This is a genomic window from Salmonella sp. 32120201201600049SM (assembly GCF_017572835.1).
Taxonomy (GTDB): Bacteria; Pseudomonadota; Gammaproteobacteria; order Enterobacterales; family Enterobacteriaceae; genus Salmonella; species Salmonella enterica.
Map to the genome: position 1 here is coordinate 265,369 of NZ_JAGESA010000003.1, position 15,645 is coordinate 281,013.

Genomic DNA, 15,645 nt, shown 5'->3' on the forward strand with positions numbered 1-15,645 from the left:
CCTAAACGACCATAACGGACAATCCATGACTGACAAATTAACACTAGCCGTCAATCACGCGCTGAATGACGTCAGGCTTGCTCGCGCCCGTATGGGGTTGATGGTGCCGACGATGGGGTTGGATAATAAGCGCCATTCCGCATGGTGCGAATACGGCTTCCCTGAGCTGGTCACCTACGAAAACCTCTACTCCCTGTACCGGCGCGGTGGTATTGCCCACGGTGCTGTAGAGAAGCTTGTTGGCAAGTGCTGGCAGACCAACCCGGAAATCATTGAGGGTGACGATGCCGACGATAGCGAAGACGAAACCGCCTGGGAGAAAAAGTCCAAACAGGTATTCACCAACCGATTATGGCGCTCATTCGCTGAGGCGGATCGCCGTCGTCTTGTCGGGCGATATGCCGGAATCCTGCTGCACATCCGAGATGGAAAAGACTGGAATCTGCCTGCCACTAAAGGTCGTGGGCTACAGAAGGTTTCCGTGTCATGGGCTGGGTCGTTGAAGGTTGGCGAGTGGGACACTGGCATTAACTCGAAGACATACGGCCAGCCGAAGATGTGGAAGTACACCGAACGGTTGCCGAATGGTTCAAGCCGCCGTGTGGATATTCACCCTGACCGAGTATTCATCCTGGGGGATTACTCAGAAGATGCAATCGGATTCCTTGAACCAGCATATAACGCCTTTGTCAGCCTGGAGAAGGTGGAAGGTGGTTCAGGTGAGTCGTTCCTGAAGAACGCTGCACGCCAGCTTAATGTCAACTTCGAAAAGGAAATAGACTTCACAAATCTGGCGTCGCTGTATGGCGTGAGTATCGATGAACTACAGGATAAGTTTAACGAAGTTGCCGGGGAAATTAACCGTGGTAACGACGTGCTAATGACCACACAGGGGGCGACAGTTACACCCCTCGTTACATCAGTTGCGGACCCTACAGCAACATACAACGTGAACCTCCAGACAGCAGCCGCAGGGGTAGATATTCCTACGCGAATTCTGATTGGTAATCAGCAGGCAGAACGTTCAAGTACTGAAGACCAAAAATATTTCAACGCCCGATGTCAGTCTCGCCGCGTAGACCTGTCATTCGAGATAGAGGACTTCTGCGACAAGCTCATTGAGCTGCAGATTATCGACTCCGTCAGCCAGAAAGCGGTGATATGGGATGACCTGAACGAACAGACCGGTACTGAAAAGCTCACCAACGCCAAGACCATGGGCGAGATTAACCAGACCATGCTGGGCAGCGGTGACAACCCGGCGTTTAGCCGTGAGGAAATTCGCACAGCTGCGGGCTATGACAATGATGACGAAGAGCCGTTAGGAGAAGAGGATGGCGACGAAGAGGACAAGGCCACCGATTCTGCCGCGTAACTATCAGGATCCGACCGGAGCCGATGCGCTGGAACGCCGGGCAATGAAAGACTTCTCCAGGCGGATGAATAAGATTGGCAAAGCGTACAAATCAGCACTCGACAAAATACCTTCCTCCCTCGCAGTAAACGCCAGATATGAATACCAGCTAAACCCAACGCTGCTCTCCATCATCCTGAACGATGCCAGTTACCTGGTAGACCAGGTGCTGCTTGATGGTGACGAATACGACCTGTGGTTTTACGAGTACATCGACCTGGCTGCTGAGAAAGGGACAGGCCAAGCCTTCTACAACCTCAGCAAGCAATCACCTGTGTATGCAGCAGGACGCGAGTCACTGGCGGCAATCCTCGCGAGTGACCCGTATCAGCAACGTATGGCGCTGGTACATGCGCGTGTGTTTGAGGAAATGAAAGGGCTGAGTGCTGATGTTAAGCGCGACATGGCACGAGTGCTGACTGATGGCGTGGGGCGAGGTCTTAATCCCCGTGACATTGCTCGTAACCTGACTGCACAGGCTGGCATAGAGAAGCGCCGGGCGAACAGGATAGCGCGCACTGAAGTGACTACCGCGCTGCGTCGAGCCAAGTGGGATGAAGACCAGGAGGCGAATGACCTCTTCGGCCTGAAAACGCTTCTGGTTCACATCTCGGCGCTGTCACCGACAACGCGACACACCCACGCCGTGCGCCATGCTCACCTCTACACAAATGAAGAGGTTCGTGAATGGTATGCAAAGGATGCGAACAGTATCAACTGCAAATGCAGCCAACAGTCAGTTCTGGTTGACGGCGATGGAAGGCCTCAGTTCCCAGACGCCATTACCAAACTCAAACAGGAATATAAATCGATGCAGGCGCGTGGTTACGCCTGGGCGGAGAAATAACTATGCCAATTCAGATTCACGTCAACACAAAGGTAAACAGCCAGACCATCCGCCGTGAGATTTATAACGGGCGAGAGCATGTCGTTATTCCAAGTTACACGCTTCCTGCCAACGTGATTATGAACAGAGAGTTCTATCCAGAGGCAGAGATAACCGCGAACTATCAAAGCATGGAAGGGACAATAGCACCGCTAGGTCATCCAACAGTTGATGGGAGGAATGTTTCTGCATTCTCACCAGAAGGGTTATGCACCAATTTCATCGGAGCGTGGAATCGCAATGTGAGCCTGAAAGGGAATCGCGTTTATTCAGAAAAGTGGGTAGACGTTGAGAGAGCGATGCAATCTCCAGGCGGTCAGCGTCTGATGGAGCGTATTTCGTCTTTGGAAAGCGGTGATTCATCGGAGCCTATCTGGTCAAGCGTTGCAGTGTACCGAGAGCAGATTCCTGCACCAGAAGAACTGAAAAAGCAGGGTGCTGATTGGGTAGTAAAGATTCATTCAATTGATCATGACGCAATTCTTCTCGACGAACCACCGGCAGCCGGACCAGAAAAGGGCGTCGGCCTAATGGTGAACGCAGACCAGGCAATATCGCTACAGCCTAATAGTGGGGCGTTGATTGGCGAGTCCTACCGGGAGCGTGAACAACGCCTTGACCGTGCAGCCAAAGCAAAGTTCGCACCAGGTGAAAACGAATACGCCTGGGTAGCTGATTTCACTGACTCGCAGGCGGTAATCGTCAGAAACGGCGGAGGCGCTGAGGTATTTGGCTACAAATCCGATGGCGGCGTAATCACATTCGACGATACCGGAACGGCAGTCGCACGACAGGAATCATGGGTGGCTATCGTCGCCAACAAATTCAAATCTCTTTTCACACCGCAGGAGCAGCCTGCAACAAACCACAAAACGGAGGGCGACATGCCTTTAACCAAAGAAGAACTGGAACAACTCGGCAGCATGGTTAGCGAGGCCGTTGCCACCAATACCGAAAAAGCGATCAAGCCTCTCGCAGAAAAGGTAGATGCGTTGCAGGCCAACCAGCAGCAATTGGCTGAAACTCTGACTGCCAACTCCCGCGCAGAAGAGAAAGCCAAGCGTGAAGCGGTGGCGAAAGTTCACGGCGAGATCGTGGCTAACGCTCTTTCAGGCGAAGCACTGGATGCGATGTTTAAAACAATCGGTGAATCCGCGCCGCTGGGTACCAACTCTGCGCAACAGCAGAAAGAAACCGGTGCACCTGCCGCATCTGAATACTTCAAATAAGGAGCCTGGATAATGTCACGTTATCGTCGCGTTAATATCGACGGGAAATCGCTCTACAAGACCGAAACCCGTCTCACCGCCGCAGAACTACTGCCAGGCACCGCCGTCACTATTAACGGTGATGGTAAGTTCGCACAAGCCACTGCATTAACTGGCCGCATGTACATTATCGATTGTGCTTATCATCAGGGGCTTGGCATTCGTGATGCCGTTCCTGCTGGCGATTCTGCTGTTGGCAACTATGTCGAAGAAGGTCGTGAACTTGCGCTTCTGTGTGTACCTGGTGCGTACAAGAAGGACAGCCCGATTAAGCTTGGCGCGGCTGGTCAATTCACACTGGCAACTGGCGACACCGATTCAGTAATCGGCTACAGCCAGGACGAGTTCACCATCGCAGCCAGCACCACCGACTTCATTCGCGTTCGTATGCGCGTTGGCACTGCTGCCGCTGCAGGCGCGTAACAAAAGGATAAACATATATGTATTTCTCTAAAGAGACACTGGCGACTAACTCGCGCCTTGGTGGTCACTGGAATGAGCTTTGGGCAAACCGCAACATGTGGAACGCACAGCATGATGCCATGATTGCGGCAAATCGTTCTAATATGACTCCTGAATGGCTGGCGGTTAATGCTGTAGGCGGTTTTACGCGTGATTTCTGGGCCGAGATTGACCGTCAGGTGCTGCAACTGCGTGATCAGGAGGTTGGCATGGAAATCGTCAACGACCTGATTGGTGTGCAGACTGTTCTTTCTGTTGGCAAAACTGCAAAGCTCTACAACGTTATTGGTGATATCGCTGATGATGTGTCTGTGAGCATTGACGGTCAGGCTCCATTCTCATTTGACCATACCGAATATGCGAGTGATGGCGACCCGATTCCGGTATTCACCGCAGGTTACGGCGTGAACTGGCGTCATGCTGCTGGTCTTAACTCTGTAGGTATTGACCTTGTGCTGGATTCGCAGATGGCTAAAATGCGCAAGTTTAACCAGAAGCGTGTCAACTACTATCTGAACGGCGACCCGAATATTCAGGTGCAGTCCTACCCGGCACAGGGTATCAAAAACCACCGTAACACCAAGAAGATCAACCTGGGTTCTGGTTCGGGTGGCGCAAATATAGACCTGACCACTGCCGATATGACAGCACTGTTTGCTTTCTTCGGGAAAGGCGCATTTGGTACGCTGGCGCGCGCCAACAAAGTCGCTCAGTATGATGTGATGTGGGTGTCACCTGAAATCTGGGCTAACCTGGCTCAACCGTATGTAGTAAACGGCGTAGTTAGCGGCAACGTACTGAATGCTGTGCTGCCATTTGCGCCTGTTCGTGAAATTCGCCCGACCTTTGCGCTGAGTGGCAACGAGTTCATTGCCTATGTTCGCCGTCAGGACATCATTTCTCCGCTGGTTGGTATGGCTGTTGGCGTCGTGCCGCTGCCGCGTCCGTTACCTAACGTTAACTACAACTTCCAGATCATGTCTGCTGAAGGTTTGCAAATCACCGCAGACGACCAAGGCCTGTCCGGAGTTGTCTATGGCGCTAACCTTGTGTAAGGAAATGGTATGGCTAAATACGAAGTTGTACGACCATGGTTCGGCGTAAAGGTTGGCGATGTGGTGGATATAAAAGAACTGCATCCAGCCCTGAAGTCGAACGTTCGTCTGATGCGTGGAGAGGCGGGTAGTGACCTAACACCGGCAACTCCAGAAGCGAAATCAGGCCGACCCCGTAAAAACGAATAGCCGCGAAAGCGGTTTTTTTATGCCCTCTTCGGAGGGCTATAAGAGGCTCGCATGATTACCACAGAACAGGCCAAGGAATATCTGGAGTCAGTGGGTATCACGCTGCCAGATTTCATTCTGCAGGCTATCGTAGAGCAGGCTAACAGCATTCAGGAGTGCCTCGATGCACATTACCCGCCCGCAACGGCGCTGCTAATTCAGTCTTACCTGTTGGGCTTAATGGCGCTGGGGCAGGGAGACAAATACATCAGCTCTCAGACAGCGCCTAACGGCGCATCGCGGTCATTCCGTTATCAGTCTTTTGCTGACCGATGGAAGGCCTCTCTGGGGCTTCTAAGGGGACTGGATAAGTATGGTTGCGCTACCAGTCTGATTCCTCCAGACCCGACAAACACCGCTTTTGCAGGCATCTGGATTGGCCGGGGCGGTTGCATGTGCAACGGGAGTAGATGATGGCGTTGATATCGGTCAAGCAGAGGCTTCCTGAGCCCTTCGTAAAAGTCTGGGTTATCACTGACGGCGGACGGCGGGTTACAGGCTACGTTAAAAGTAACGGTGAATGGTACTTGCTGTGCCGGAAGGTAGCCGCTGAGTACCCGGAGGTTATCCGGTGGGAGGATGATAGTGTCAGCCACGGCTAACTGGTCTTACACCAACGTCGCAACTGTCTACCCTCGCGTCTATGACGACTGGAATAACACCTGGACAAACGGAACTCCATACCTGATTGACTGCACCTGGACGGCGAACAATGAAGTTGCTGTAGATTCCAGCGGGAAAGAGTTCACCACGAACCTGATTTTCTTCACTGAACTGAAGCGTAACGGCGTCGATGCGACCATGCCGAAGCGCGACTGGTACATCGCAAGAGGTGACACAACATCTCAGTTTGATCCGCTGAAGGCTGGCGCCAATGTTATCAAAGCGGTGACCGAATGGGATATGAGTTTCTTCGAAGAAGAGCCGGATTATAAGGTTATGACGTGAGGTGATTTATGTTTTCGCTTGGATTAGCTTGCTTTGCTCTAGGTTTCGCTTGCCACGCTGCGTTTATTCAAATAATCAGGTGGTGGTATGCCCGTTAAAGGTATCAAGCGTGTTCAGATGAACACCCGCAAGGTGCTGACAGAAATTGCCGGGCCACGCACAGAAAGAGTGCTGACTGAGGTCATGATTGTCGGCTCGTCTCACGCAGCGTTACTCACCCCCATTGATACCTCCACACTCATCAACAGCCAGTACAGAAAACTTGAGCCAATGCCAGGAGGAATGCAGGGAAAGGTCGGGTACACGGCTGCATACGCTGCCGCCGTTCATGGAATGTCCGGGAAGCTAAAAGGCCAGCCGCGTGAACACTTCGGCAGAACTCGCGCTGGAAAAGAATTCGGAGGCGGCACAGGAAAAGGTAACTATTGGGACCCGGATGCTGAACCAGAATTTCTGACTAAAGGCTTTGAGCGCGACGGCCTCAGCGAGATTAAGGCCATCATCAAGCAAGGATACAAAGTATGACGCGTAGCGAGGTGTATGACGCTCTGAGAGCCTGGTTGCAGTCTCACGGGTTTGATGTCGGTTACCGCGTCCAGAAACGCTTCTGGAACGAACTGGAAGGTACGGAAGGGGAAAGATACCTTGTTATCCAGCAAAACGGCGGTGGTAAGCCCGAGGAAGCCATAACGCGAGATTTTTTTCGCATCCTTGTTCTGTCAGGACAGAACGACAGTGATATTAACGAAGTTGAAGACCGCGCTGATGCAATCCGCCAGGCGATGATCGACGACTACCAGACTGAGTGCATCATCTCGATGCAGCCAATCGGCGGAATTACCGCCATCCAGACCGAAGAGGGTCGTTACCTCTTCGATATTTCCTTTCAAACCATCATTTCCCGATAATACGGAGATAAAGACATGGCATGTGAAGCAGGTGCTTTCACAGGGCGTGATGTCGTCGTTTATTACGCGATTGGCTGCCCGGAAGTACAACCTACCGCCAGCGCTTACCAGCGACTCGGCATGATGCGCGGTAAAACAGTTAATGCAGAGTGGGAAACCGCAGATGCAACTGCCGATATGAGCGCCGCGTTTACGCAGGAAAATCTTGTTACCTATAAGAACATTTCGTTCTCTGGTGACGGCGTTACCCGCAAAGAGGATGTATACGCGCAAAACGCGCTGAAGCGTCACGTTTATAACCCGCCAGAGGAGACCAGCAACCAGCCGTATGTGTGGTTCAAAATCATCTCTCCAAACGATATCACCGAAGGGCCATTCATGGTTACTTCATGGGGTGATGAAGCTCCACACGATGATGTGGCAACGTGGTCCATTGAGGCATCAAGTGCAGGTCAGGTTGATGTGCGTGATGTCGGGGCAGTTATTACCATTACCACCCAGCCGCAGGGTAAAACACTGACTGCTGGCGACACCCTGACTCTGACAGTTGCAGCTACTGTTTCAGATAGCTCGTCATTGACTTATCAATGGAAAAAAGACGGAACCAATGTGAGCTCCGGTGGTACGACAGCTACATATACTAAGCCCAGTGCGACAACAGGCGATTCTGGTTCATATACTTGTCAGATTAGTTCCAGCACCGCAGCCAGTGTAACCACCAATCCGGCCACGGTGACTGTCAACGCATCGTAATTTCTTACTCAGGAGGCTCCGTCCTCCTTTTTCTTATGGGAATTCATGAAAGCAATTACCGATATCGGCCAGGTTGTCATTCGCGCCGGCGACAAAGAGATATTTCTCAACCCTTCATTTCTGGCTATGTCCCGAATCGGAACGCCTGAACAAATCGTTGATGTTTTCGTAAAAGTTCATGCGGGCCATTACCCAAAGCACAGAATTGCTGACCCCCAGATACTAAAAGCGGCTAATGCCCGCTGCTTTGCTGAAATGGCGGTAGCTGCAGCCAACGTAGTCAAGTGCTGTTCTGAAGGTTACGTTGCTGAAGTTATCGGTTCCTACTCGGTGACTGGTGCGGGGCGACTTCTGTTCAAGCCGGGAGCCATCCCGATCGAGGATGTTATCCAGATTGCCCGCCATCTGATTCTTCATGGTGTAATGGGCGACCAGCCACCGGAAGAATTCGAAGGAAAGAAAGGTGAATACAGCGACAAATTCGATGTTCGGTCATTCGTCTACACCGCTGTTGCTCACCTCGGCATGAGTGAGTCAGACGCCTGGAATATGACAATGACCAGCTTCCGCGCCGCCATGAACGCCAAGTTCCCGCAGAAAGAGAAAGCCAAAGTACCCACTCAGGAGAAGTACGACGAAGTCATGGACTGGGCAGAACAAATGCTGGCGATGGATGCGCAGAGGCATGGGCCGCACTAAAAAATCTCTCGTCTTAAGAAATTCGACAAGTGACTTTTAAGACAATGCCTCGCATCCGCGGGGCTTTTTTGTATCCGCAGTAAATGCGCATTCCCCGCGCAAATAAAACCAGGAGCCCTTTTCGGGATATGAGACAGAGATAGGACGGTGGCTTCCATCGTGCCGCTCTTGGGCTGTCCATATCTGGGGAACTGGCTCATATCACCAAAAAGGAAGGAGCGATGTCTAACATTATCCCAGTTGATTTCGAAGGCCACTCGATGCGCTTCTATGAGGATGGCTGGATTGATGCAACAACAGCAGCGGAAAAATTCGATAAAGTGCCAAATGAATTCCTCCGTCTGCCGGAAACTGAATCATATATTCAAGGGCTTGAGCGTAGATACGGGAAAATCCCGTATGTAAAAACCAGTCGGGCGCGTAAAGATCGTGGCGGCGGAACATGGCTGCACCCAAAACTGGCTGTTCGCTTTGCGCGCTGGCTTTCTGTCGATTTTGAAATCTGGTGTGACGAACAAATAGACGCCATTATTCGCGGCCATACAGCACCTGTTGATGATGAGCGCATTAAGGCAATCTTTCTGCTTAGCGATCCGTCTTCGTGGGAAAAGCGTTTTAATGACCCGCTGTATGATGCACTATTCAGAATGACCGGGCTTCCACGCCATAGAAATGACCGAAAACCAATGTTATTCAGCCTTATTAGCGCTAAGTGGATTTACGGGCCGGTCCTGCCTGCTGAAGTCTACGCGGATGTAAAAGCACGACTGGCGGTCGGTGAGAAAATCCACCAACACCTAAAACCAGACGCACTTAAACTGGTTGAGAATCAGATTATTGCTGTGACCAGCATTGCTAATGGTTGTTCCGATTATCGAGACTTCGAAGCCCGCTGCATGGCCGCATTTCCTGTTAAAGGGCAGATGAAGCTTCTGTATGCGGCGGCGTGATGAAAGATGCGGACAGCCCACTCAGGTGGGCTTTTTGTTTTCATTGGTTGTTGGAATCTCTACCATAAACCCATCGCAATCACGCATTGTTTCGGGTACCACATATCCTAAAGAGGATAGCTTGCTAAATGTAGGGGTGAAGACGGCGGGATAATCATTGTCACTTAAACCATCAAGTTCTAGGTCTGTAAGGTCAATACTAAACAAAGTATGACCAAGCCTGATCTTCTTGTTAATCTCAGAAAATGTCCTTTCGAAAATAACCTTAGATAGCTCATCTTTTGCTGCTTTGACCACTTGCAAGGCTTGATCGGCTGGTATTAGTTCTTCCAGCTGCATGCTTTCATAGAAGCTAGAATCCAACCGCTGAACAATCTCGGCGTTCATAGATCTCGAGTTGCTTTTTGCCGCGGATTCAATCTTCTCTTTTAATTCAATGGGAAGTCTTATCCGTAACTGAGGATCTTCTCTGCTCATTTTGTTCTTCTCACCGTCAAAAATTCACAATATGTAAATTATGCCCCACGGTGGGGTTGACAGCAATGACGCACGGTGTGACACTTAATAAGTGCCTCACGGTGGGGCATTAAAAGGAGTTGTAGATGGAAAAAGCAAAAGACATGTACCAGCGTAAGGTTCGCTTCCCTGAGGACGTGCGGAAAGCAATTGAGAAGAATGGCGAAGATGAGTGCCGCCATTTCAATACGGAGCTGATTTATCAGTTGAGAAAGGTATACGGGTTGACTGGTGAGAAAAATGCCCAAGCATAAAAACGACGAAGCCCCAACTACTCGCGATAGTCAGGGCCTCTTATCGAAGAAATCCAGTGCAGGAAATATCGACATGAAAAGTGTATCAAAATTATCGAAGAACGAAAATGCTGTTATTGCGCCGGTAACATTTAGCTTTCATGAAAGCCATGATGTACGCATTCAGGTAATTGACGGCGATCCGTGGTTCTGCCTGAAAGATGTTTGCGGTGTGCTGTGCATTGCTAACCCTCGCGATTTGATGGCGAAGCAGCTTGATAAAGAGGGGGTAGATAAAATCTACACCCTTACAGATGGCGGCAAACAGCAGTTAGTTTATGTCAACGAACCAAATCTCTACCGCGTCATTTTCCGCAGTAACAAACAGGAAGCCAAACAATTTCAGGATTGGGTATTCAATGACGTTCTTCCTACGATCCGCAAATCAGGGCGTTATGAGCGTCAGCCAGCGGCAGAGCCTTTGACACCTAATGATATGAACAATCTCAAACGCCTTATTTGGCTTATGACAGACAGCATGAGATTAAAGCAGTCATGGAGCAATGGTGTCTGGTATGCATTACGCGCAGCTACCGGCAGACCATCGCCGCAGCCATTTACTGTGGACGATTTACCTGTTTTGGGTGAGGAGTGCCGCCGCATCATGAAAATCACATCGGCATTTAATAGCGCTGTATATGCGTTCGAGAAAGACGTTATTCGCCGTGTCGTTCGCCGCCGCAGTGATTTTGAGCCGCTTATTGCAGAAATGGATCGCGTATTGCTTGAGTTAAAGGCGCAAGAACAGGAAGGCGTGCTGATGCTGAGTCAGTTTGAGGAATATAACCTTAACGAGTTAATAACCAGGAAGCACTAATTAACCAAAGAAAAACCGCCAGTGTGCTGCTGGCGGTCTATTTCACACCCTTACTACCACATAAGGAATGCCTAATGACTTCTAAGAATGTAGCAAACATCGGATCTGTTGTCACGGACAAAACCATTGATAGCCAGTCCCTGCTGGCAATGGTCAATGAGGCGCGCAAACAGTGCGGTGAGCCGGAAGTTCGCAATAACAAATTCATCGAGAAAGTTGAAGATGAACTGGATGGCGAGCACTACACAAAAAGTGTAGTGCAAAAAGCGAACAAAACCTCGATGATCATCATTGATATGTCCATCAAGCAAGCGCTCCGCGTGGCCGCCAGAGAATCAAAAGCGGTCCGCCGCTCACTGGTAGACAAACTGGAGAGTATGCAGGAAGCGCACATTAAAAGCGGTAAGTCAGCGAGTGGCCTTGTTGAGTATCGTCAGGCCCGCACACTGAAAATGACGGTTGAAGCAGTTACCAACCTGTTCGATCTGATGCCTAACCTTGCACCTGAGGCAAAGCAGACGGCGGCCGCCAGTATCATCAATCCAATTGTAGGCTTCAATGCCATCCCGCTACCGGCTATTGAGGAGCATTACTACTCGGCAAGAGAGATTGCAGAGCAACTTGGTGTAACGGCGAATAAAATTGGACGCATCGCCAATGCTAATAACCTCAAGACCGAGAAATACGGCAAGTTCTTCCTGGACAAATCCGCTCACTCCAGCAAACAGGTAGAGGCGTTCCGTTACAACTCAAACGGGATTGAAGCGCTGCGCCATCTGATCCACGGCGCTGATGTAGCGTAAGTTAACTATCACTGAAATCGTGATGGTCCAGATTTGGACCATCCTTGCCAACCCGCTTAACTGCGGGTTTTTATTTGATCATACAATTCATGATGTTAAGATGTTTCCGATTGCAATCAAAGGAAACATAAAATGAAGAAGGTAGTTGCTTTAGCTCTCGGGGCTTTAATGCTGTCTGGCTGTACTGTCCGTGTTGCTGATATGACTGTAGGCAGTACCAAAAACTATAACCTGAACGCAGCTAAGTTTGAAAAAGGTCAGCGCGTAACTGGTGAAGACAAAGCTCCGATTGTCATTTTCCCACTGGGCATTCCTAGCGTCAAAACAGCAATGGATCGCGCCATCGAAAAAGATAAGTGCTCTGTAGGTTTGAGCGATGTTGTTATCTATCAGCTTAACCATGCGTTCCTGTTCGGCACGTATGGTTTCCGTGTTGAAGGTACTCAAATCATCGATAAATCTCAGCTTGGTTGCGAAAACCGCTAATCTGCTGGGTATACTGACAAGCCACCTCCGGGTGGCTTTTCTTTTTCGAGCGGGAGATCCCTGCTAGGATTTCCTCATCTTTTACCAAAGGGGATAGGGATATGTATAAAGCAATAGGTGGTTTGTTAGTTGTAACAGGAATTTGCTGGGTAGGGTATGCCTTCAGCATGGATGTGGCTGTCGGATATTCGGAGAAAGTTTATAACACAGGGCTCTTAGCTACTAGGCAGCTGCATGCTATGTGCGGTTCAGCTGTTGCAATCATTGGCTCAATAACGCTTATAGCAGGCATTGTTGTTGAGAAAATCGAAGAGATCTCCAAACGAAAACAAGATGTCTTGGTAAGCATCAATAATGGTATGGCAGATTACTTTGATAGTAAAAAGTAAAATTTAAAATTATCAATGAACCTCGCTTAGGCGGGGTTTTTTATTGCCTGGAGAAAGTGAAATGCCTGAGAACGTCGGTGATATTGAATATGTAATTAAGGCTGATACTGCTCAACTGCTGCGCGCAGATAAGCAGGTTACATCTGTAACCAATAACATGGATACTGGGTTTAAGAAGGCTGATAATTCTGCGTCAAAGCTGTCTACGACAATAAGCAAGCTGTCTGCCGCCATTTCTGTTGCGTTAATTGTTGAGTGGGGGAAGAAGTTCCTTGAGCTTGCGGACAACATGACACAACTCCAGGCAAGGATAGCAAGGCTTTCAACGGATGCCTCCACAGCAAAAGAAACGTTTCAGTCGTTGACGCAAATATCGTCAAAAACAGGCGCCAGTCTGTCGGATACAACCAAACTGTGGGAAACATTGACATCGTCTCTTAAAGAAGCTGGCGCATCGAATGCTCAGGTATTAAATCTTACCGATACGCTGCAAAAAATTGGTCGCATAGGCGGAAACTCGACAGAAGAAATGTCGAATGCTCTTCGCCAGTTTGGACAGTCAATTGCGTCAGGCACTGTCAGAGCAGAAGAATTTAACTCAATCCTCGAACAGATGCCTGAGTTAGCAAGACAGATTGCTGCTGGCATGGGTATTAGCATGGGTGAGTTGCGTCAGCGAATGCTCAATGGAAAGTTGACAGCGCAAGATGCTCTTAATGCTATACAGGACAGAACGACAGTTGTTAACGAGGAATTTAATAAGCTTCCACGTTCATTATCACAAGCTACCGGCTCTCTCGAAACATCATTTGCAAAACTTGTCTCCTCAATAAATGACGCAACTGGAGCATCAAGTGCAGCAGTTACTGTCATTGATGGATTGGCAAAATACATCGAGTTACTCGGAGACTCGTCAACATCAACTGCAGATAAACTATGGTCTCTCGCTGGTGCTATTTCAAAACTTAATCCTGGATATATTGGAAAACTTTTAGCTGACGGGCTTATAGGAGATGAACCTCCAAAACAAGTCGATGTATTAAGCGAGAAAATTGCCAATCTTACCGGGGATTTAAAAGGGCTTTATGGGCAGGCTGAAAAAACAGCGCATGTGGAGATACCTCAGACCGATAACAATAAGGGAGGAAAAGGAGGTGGTGGGAAGTCCACTAAGAAACAGGCTGATGAAGCAACAGAGTCTCTCGCCAGACAGCAAGCCGCACTCGATCGCCTGAACACTGGTTACGCCGATGGCTCGCTCGAATTAGCGAAATACGATGCTGTTGTTGCGCTTGGTAACAAAGCATCAGCAGAGCAGATTGCCAAAGCTGAACAGCAAGCGGAATCCATATGGAAAATACAGCAGGCAACAAAAGCTGCGGCGGAAGAAGAGCGTAAACGCAAACAGTCACAGCAAAACTTCACAAATCTACAGGGACAGGCTTCACCAGTCGCTGCGGTTGATAATGCTTTTGCTCAGCAGAAGGCACAGCTTGATGAGTACGCGCGCCTTTACCCACAAAGGATTGCTGAGGCTGAAGCTGTTCGGGCCGGAATTGAAGAACAATACCGTCAGAAACGCATGGCGGCAATGTGGGAGGAATGGCAGCAGCAAAGCGAGATTAATAGCATGCTTGGCGCGGCTGTTGATTCCCTTCAAGGTGGCGCGACTAATGCCCTTACCGGTCTCATTGGTGGCACCCAGAGTCTTCAGGAAGCATTCGCTAACATCGGCACGACAATCCTCAACAGCGTGGTTGGTGGTCTGGTGCAGATGGGGATCGAGTGGGTCAAGAGTCAGTTAATGGGTCAGGCCGCTGCTGCTGCATCACTGGCATCGACGATAGCTCAGGCTACCGCTGCTGCATCTGCATGGGCTCCGGCCGCAATGAGCGCTTCAATCGCAACCATGGGTAGCGCTGCTGCTGTTGGCCAGACTGCATATGCCGGTTCATTGCTGGCTGCAAAAGGAATGGCGGTGGCAGGTGCTCGCTACAACGGAGGGCCTGTAGATGCAGGTTCTATGTATCGGGTAGGCGAGCACGGAAAGCCTGAAATATTTCAGGCCAGCAATGGTAGTCAGTACATGATACCGGGTGATAACGGGCGGGTGATTAGCAACCGAGATATGCATGGAAGTGGTAGTGGTGGCAGCAGCGTAGTTCAGCACATCAATTTCGAAATCCACACTACTGGCGGCATAGACGATGCAACAAAGGCGTGGATTGTTAAATCTATGAAGCAGGTAGCACTTTACCAGATTAATGACCAGGCCAATCGGCCAAATGGTATGATACAGCCGAGGACAAAACGGTAATCACCGTTTCCCGGCAAGATCGGCGACCTTCCTGGCGGCGTCAACGAAATGGTCATAACCAGTAAATTCAGGGTTGGACTGATATTCATCACCAGCCTGAGACTCAACATCTTTGTACTCTCGCCATGCATTGCGGATTTTTTCTGCATCAGCAGTTGATGAATGCCAGCAGAGGATATCAATCTGCTTTTGGGTGACGGGTATTCTGACGTTTATCCGCTGTGAAATTTTCTCAATATGCGACAAGACGCTGATATGTACTGGTTCGGCGGCTTTGTTGCGCTCGTTTCGGTAGGCGTCACGTTTACCGAGCTTTCTGCCAATAAAGAAAGTCACAATCCCCACCACCGGGGACAGTAAACCAAACAGAGGTGAAAGATGACTTATTTTGTCGAGCATTATTCCTGGCTCCTGTGGATTCTTTTTCCCGTGTTTACGCTCCTTGTAGGATAC

Annotated in this window: 22 protein-coding genes; 20 read left to right on the forward strand and 2 right to left on the reverse strand. The window is 49.8% G+C overall.

Translation table 11 applies throughout. The features are described 5' to 3' along the window. Positions 1–25: 25 nt before the first annotated feature. From J4650_RS09780 to J4650_RS09840, 14 genes are all read left to right on the forward strand, one after another. Positions 26–1,375 (forward strand): phage portal protein, encoded by a 1,350-nt coding sequence (locus tag J4650_RS09780; RefSeq protein WP_047596097.1) that lies wholly within the window; start codon positions 26–28, stop codon positions 1,373–1,375. Next, entirely contained in the window at positions 1,335–2,261 is a 927-nt protein-coding gene (locus J4650_RS09785; RefSeq protein WP_047596096.1) for a phage minor head protein, read from the forward strand. Before J4650_RS09780 ends, J4650_RS09785 begins: the two co-directional genes overlap by 41 nt. 2 nt (positions 2,262–2,263) lie before the next feature. Then, the gene (locus J4650_RS09790; RefSeq protein WP_047596095.1) at positions 2,264–3,529 is read left to right on the forward strand and encodes a hypothetical protein; all 1,266 of its coding nucleotides are present in this window, start codon (positions 2,264–2,266) and stop codon (positions 3,527–3,529) included. A 12-nt stretch (positions 3,530–3,541) separates the two neighbouring features. Further along, positions 3,542–3,991: a hypothetical protein gene (locus J4650_RS09795; protein WP_000092740.1), complete on the forward strand. Its 450-nt coding sequence runs from the start codon at positions 3,542–3,544 to the stop codon at positions 3,989–3,991. 17 nt (positions 3,992–4,008) lie between these two features. Further along, entirely contained in the window at positions 4,009–5,085 is a 1,077-nt protein-coding gene (locus J4650_RS09800) for a major capsid protein (protein WP_001747836.1), read from the forward strand. Between the two features lie 9 nt (positions 5,086–5,094). Beyond that, a complete protein-coding gene (locus J4650_RS09805) occupies positions 5,095–5,274 on the forward strand; it encodes a hypothetical protein (protein ID WP_001151798.1) in 180 nt (59 codons plus the stop codon). 51 nt (positions 5,275–5,325) lie between these two features. Further along, on the forward strand, positions 5,326–5,727 hold the full coding sequence (locus J4650_RS09810) for a hypothetical protein (RefSeq protein WP_124234969.1): 402 nt from the start codon (positions 5,326–5,328) through the stop codon (positions 5,725–5,727). Next, on the forward strand, positions 5,727–5,915 hold the full coding sequence (locus J4650_RS22820) for a hypothetical protein (RefSeq protein ID WP_063266533.1): 189 nt from the start codon (positions 5,727–5,729) through the stop codon (positions 5,913–5,915). Before J4650_RS09810 ends, J4650_RS22820 begins: the two co-directional genes overlap by 1 nt. Beyond that, positions 5,899–6,261: a hypothetical protein gene (locus J4650_RS09815; protein ID WP_001276816.1), complete on the forward strand. Its 363-nt coding sequence runs from the start codon at positions 5,899–5,901 to the stop codon at positions 6,259–6,261. Before J4650_RS22820 ends, J4650_RS09815 begins: the two co-directional genes overlap by 17 nt. 87 nt (positions 6,262–6,348) lie before the next feature. Further along, positions 6,349–6,786 carry a hypothetical protein gene (locus tag J4650_RS09820; protein ID WP_001144358.1) on the forward strand — a complete coding sequence of 146 codons (438 nt, stop codon included), beginning with the start codon at positions 6,349–6,351 and terminating at the stop codon, positions 6,784–6,786. Then, positions 6,783–7,169 carry a hypothetical protein gene (locus J4650_RS09825; protein WP_000198519.1) on the forward strand — a complete coding sequence of 129 codons (387 nt, stop codon included), beginning with the start codon at positions 6,783–6,785 and terminating at the stop codon, positions 7,167–7,169. The genes J4650_RS09820 and J4650_RS09825 overlap by 4 nt, the downstream gene beginning before the upstream one ends. Positions 7,170–7,184: 15 nt before the next feature. After that, on the forward strand, positions 7,185–7,922 hold the full coding sequence (locus tag J4650_RS09830; RefSeq protein ID WP_103106763.1) for a phage tail tube protein: 738 nt from the start codon (positions 7,185–7,187) through the stop codon (positions 7,920–7,922). Positions 7,923–7,967: 45 nt separating this feature from the next. Then, positions 7,968–8,621, forward strand: a complete 654-nt coding sequence (locus J4650_RS09835; RefSeq protein ID WP_053530301.1) for a DUF6246 family protein — start codon at positions 7,968–7,970, stop codon at positions 8,619–8,621. A gap of 221 nt (positions 8,622–8,842) precedes the next feature. Next, complete coding sequence (locus tag J4650_RS09840) at positions 8,843–9,571, forward strand: KilA-N domain-containing protein (protein ID WP_052938575.1); 729 nt, start codon at positions 8,843–8,845, stop codon at positions 9,569–9,571. A gap of 21 nt (positions 9,572–9,592) precedes the next feature. On the opposite strand, the gene J4650_RS09845 is transcribed toward J4650_RS09840, so the two are convergent. Beyond that, entirely contained in the window at positions 9,593–10,048 is a 456-nt protein-coding gene (locus tag J4650_RS09845) for an Arc family DNA-binding protein (RefSeq protein ID WP_052938576.1), read from the reverse strand. A gap of 125 nt (positions 10,049–10,173) precedes the next feature. Here J4650_RS09845 and J4650_RS09850 point away from each other — a divergent pair, with 125 nt between their 5' ends. From J4650_RS09850 to J4650_RS09875, 6 genes are all read left to right on the forward strand, one after another. After that, positions 10,174–10,341 (forward strand): hypothetical protein, encoded by a 168-nt coding sequence (locus tag J4650_RS09850; protein WP_064505239.1) that lies wholly within the window; start codon positions 10,174–10,176, stop codon positions 10,339–10,341. Beyond that, on the forward strand, positions 10,328–11,197 hold the full coding sequence (locus J4650_RS09855; RefSeq protein WP_053530300.1) for a BRO family protein: 870 nt from the start codon (positions 10,328–10,330) through the stop codon (positions 11,195–11,197). The genes J4650_RS09850 and J4650_RS09855 overlap by 14 nt, the downstream gene beginning before the upstream one ends. A 74-nt stretch (positions 11,198–11,271) precedes the next feature. After that, positions 11,272–12,000, forward strand: a complete 729-nt coding sequence (locus J4650_RS09860; RefSeq protein ID WP_052938578.1) for a hypothetical protein — start codon at positions 11,272–11,274, stop codon at positions 11,998–12,000. 132 nt (positions 12,001–12,132) lie between these two features. Next, on the forward strand, positions 12,133–12,486 hold the full coding sequence (locus J4650_RS09865; protein WP_017384095.1) for a hypothetical protein: 354 nt from the start codon (positions 12,133–12,135) through the stop codon (positions 12,484–12,486). A gap of 101 nt (positions 12,487–12,587) precedes the next feature. Further along, positions 12,588–12,875 carry a hypothetical protein gene (locus tag J4650_RS09870; protein ID WP_052928623.1) on the forward strand — a complete coding sequence of 96 codons (288 nt, stop codon included), beginning with the start codon at positions 12,588–12,590 and terminating at the stop codon, positions 12,873–12,875. Between the two features lie 61 nt (positions 12,876–12,936). Continuing rightward, complete coding sequence (locus J4650_RS09875; RefSeq protein ID WP_124234970.1) at positions 12,937–15,192, forward strand: tape measure protein; 2,256 nt, start codon at positions 12,937–12,939, stop codon at positions 15,190–15,192. Here J4650_RS09875 and J4650_RS09880 read toward each other — a convergent pair whose 3' ends face one another. Beyond that, positions 15,193–15,591 (reverse strand): hypothetical protein, encoded by a 399-nt coding sequence (locus J4650_RS09880; protein WP_047596079.1) that lies wholly within the window; start codon positions 15,589–15,591, stop codon positions 15,193–15,195. Positions 15,592–15,645: the final 54 nt, after the last annotated feature.

What these genes read in the sequence shown, in the direction of transcription:
- J4650_RS09805 (WP_001151798.1), top strand. Translation starts at nt 5,095, where the DNA reads ATGGCTAAATACGAAGTTGTACGACCATGGTTCGGCGTAAAGGTTGGC.
- J4650_RS09800 (WP_001747836.1), top strand. Translation starts at nt 4,009, where the DNA reads ATGTATTTCTCTAAAGAGACACTGGCGACTAACTCGCGCCTTGGTGGT.
- J4650_RS09780 (WP_047596097.1), top strand. Translation starts at nt 26, where the DNA reads ATGACTGACAAATTAACACTAGCCGTCAATCACGCGCTGAATGACGTC.
- J4650_RS09860 (WP_052938578.1), top strand. Translation starts at nt 11,272, where the DNA reads ATGACTTCTAAGAATGTAGCAAACATCGGATCTGTTGTCACGGACAAA.
- J4650_RS22820 (WP_063266533.1), top strand. Translation starts at nt 5,727, where the DNA reads ATGGCGTTGATATCGGTCAAGCAGAGGCTTCCTGAGCCCTTCGTAAAA.
- J4650_RS09880 (WP_047596079.1), bottom strand. Translation starts at nt 15,591, where the DNA reads ATGCTCGACAAAATAAGTCATCTTTCACCTCTGTTTGGTTTACTGTCC.
- J4650_RS09865 (WP_017384095.1), top strand. Translation starts at nt 12,133, where the DNA reads ATGAAGAAGGTAGTTGCTTTAGCTCTCGGGGCTTTAATGCTGTCTGGC.
- J4650_RS09825 (WP_000198519.1), top strand. Translation starts at nt 6,783, where the DNA reads ATGACGCGTAGCGAGGTGTATGACGCTCTGAGAGCCTGGTTGCAGTCT.
- J4650_RS09850 (WP_064505239.1), top strand. Translation starts at nt 10,174, where the DNA reads ATGGAAAAAGCAAAAGACATGTACCAGCGTAAGGTTCGCTTCCCTGAG.
- J4650_RS09840 (WP_052938575.1), top strand. Translation starts at nt 8,843, where the DNA reads ATGTCTAACATTATCCCAGTTGATTTCGAAGGCCACTCGATGCGCTTC.
- J4650_RS09830 (WP_103106763.1), top strand. Translation starts at nt 7,185, where the DNA reads ATGGCATGTGAAGCAGGTGCTTTCACAGGGCGTGATGTCGTCGTTTAT.
- J4650_RS09875 (WP_124234970.1), top strand. Translation starts at nt 12,937, where the DNA reads ATGCCTGAGAACGTCGGTGATATTGAATATGTAATTAAGGCTGATACT.
- J4650_RS09835 (WP_053530301.1), top strand. Translation starts at nt 7,968, where the DNA reads ATGAAAGCAATTACCGATATCGGCCAGGTTGTCATTCGCGCCGGCGAC.
- J4650_RS09790 (WP_047596095.1), top strand. Translation starts at nt 2,264, where the DNA reads ATGCCAATTCAGATTCACGTCAACACAAAGGTAAACAGCCAGACCATC.
- J4650_RS09785 (WP_047596096.1), top strand. Translation starts at nt 1,335, where the DNA reads ATGGCGACGAAGAGGACAAGGCCACCGATTCTGCCGCGTAACTATCAG.
- J4650_RS09810 (WP_124234969.1), top strand. Translation starts at nt 5,326, where the DNA reads ATGATTACCACAGAACAGGCCAAGGAATATCTGGAGTCAGTGGGTATC.
- J4650_RS09845 (WP_052938576.1), bottom strand. Translation starts at nt 10,048, where the DNA reads ATGAGCAGAGAAGATCCTCAGTTACGGATAAGACTTCCCATTGAATTA.
- J4650_RS09820 (WP_001144358.1), top strand. Translation starts at nt 6,349, where the DNA reads ATGCCCGTTAAAGGTATCAAGCGTGTTCAGATGAACACCCGCAAGGTG.
- J4650_RS09855 (WP_053530300.1), top strand. Translation starts at nt 10,328, where the DNA reads ATGCCCAAGCATAAAAACGACGAAGCCCCAACTACTCGCGATAGTCAG.
- J4650_RS09870 (WP_052928623.1), top strand. Translation starts at nt 12,588, where the DNA reads ATGTATAAAGCAATAGGTGGTTTGTTAGTTGTAACAGGAATTTGCTGG.
- J4650_RS09795 (WP_000092740.1), top strand. Translation starts at nt 3,542, where the DNA reads ATGTCACGTTATCGTCGCGTTAATATCGACGGGAAATCGCTCTACAAG.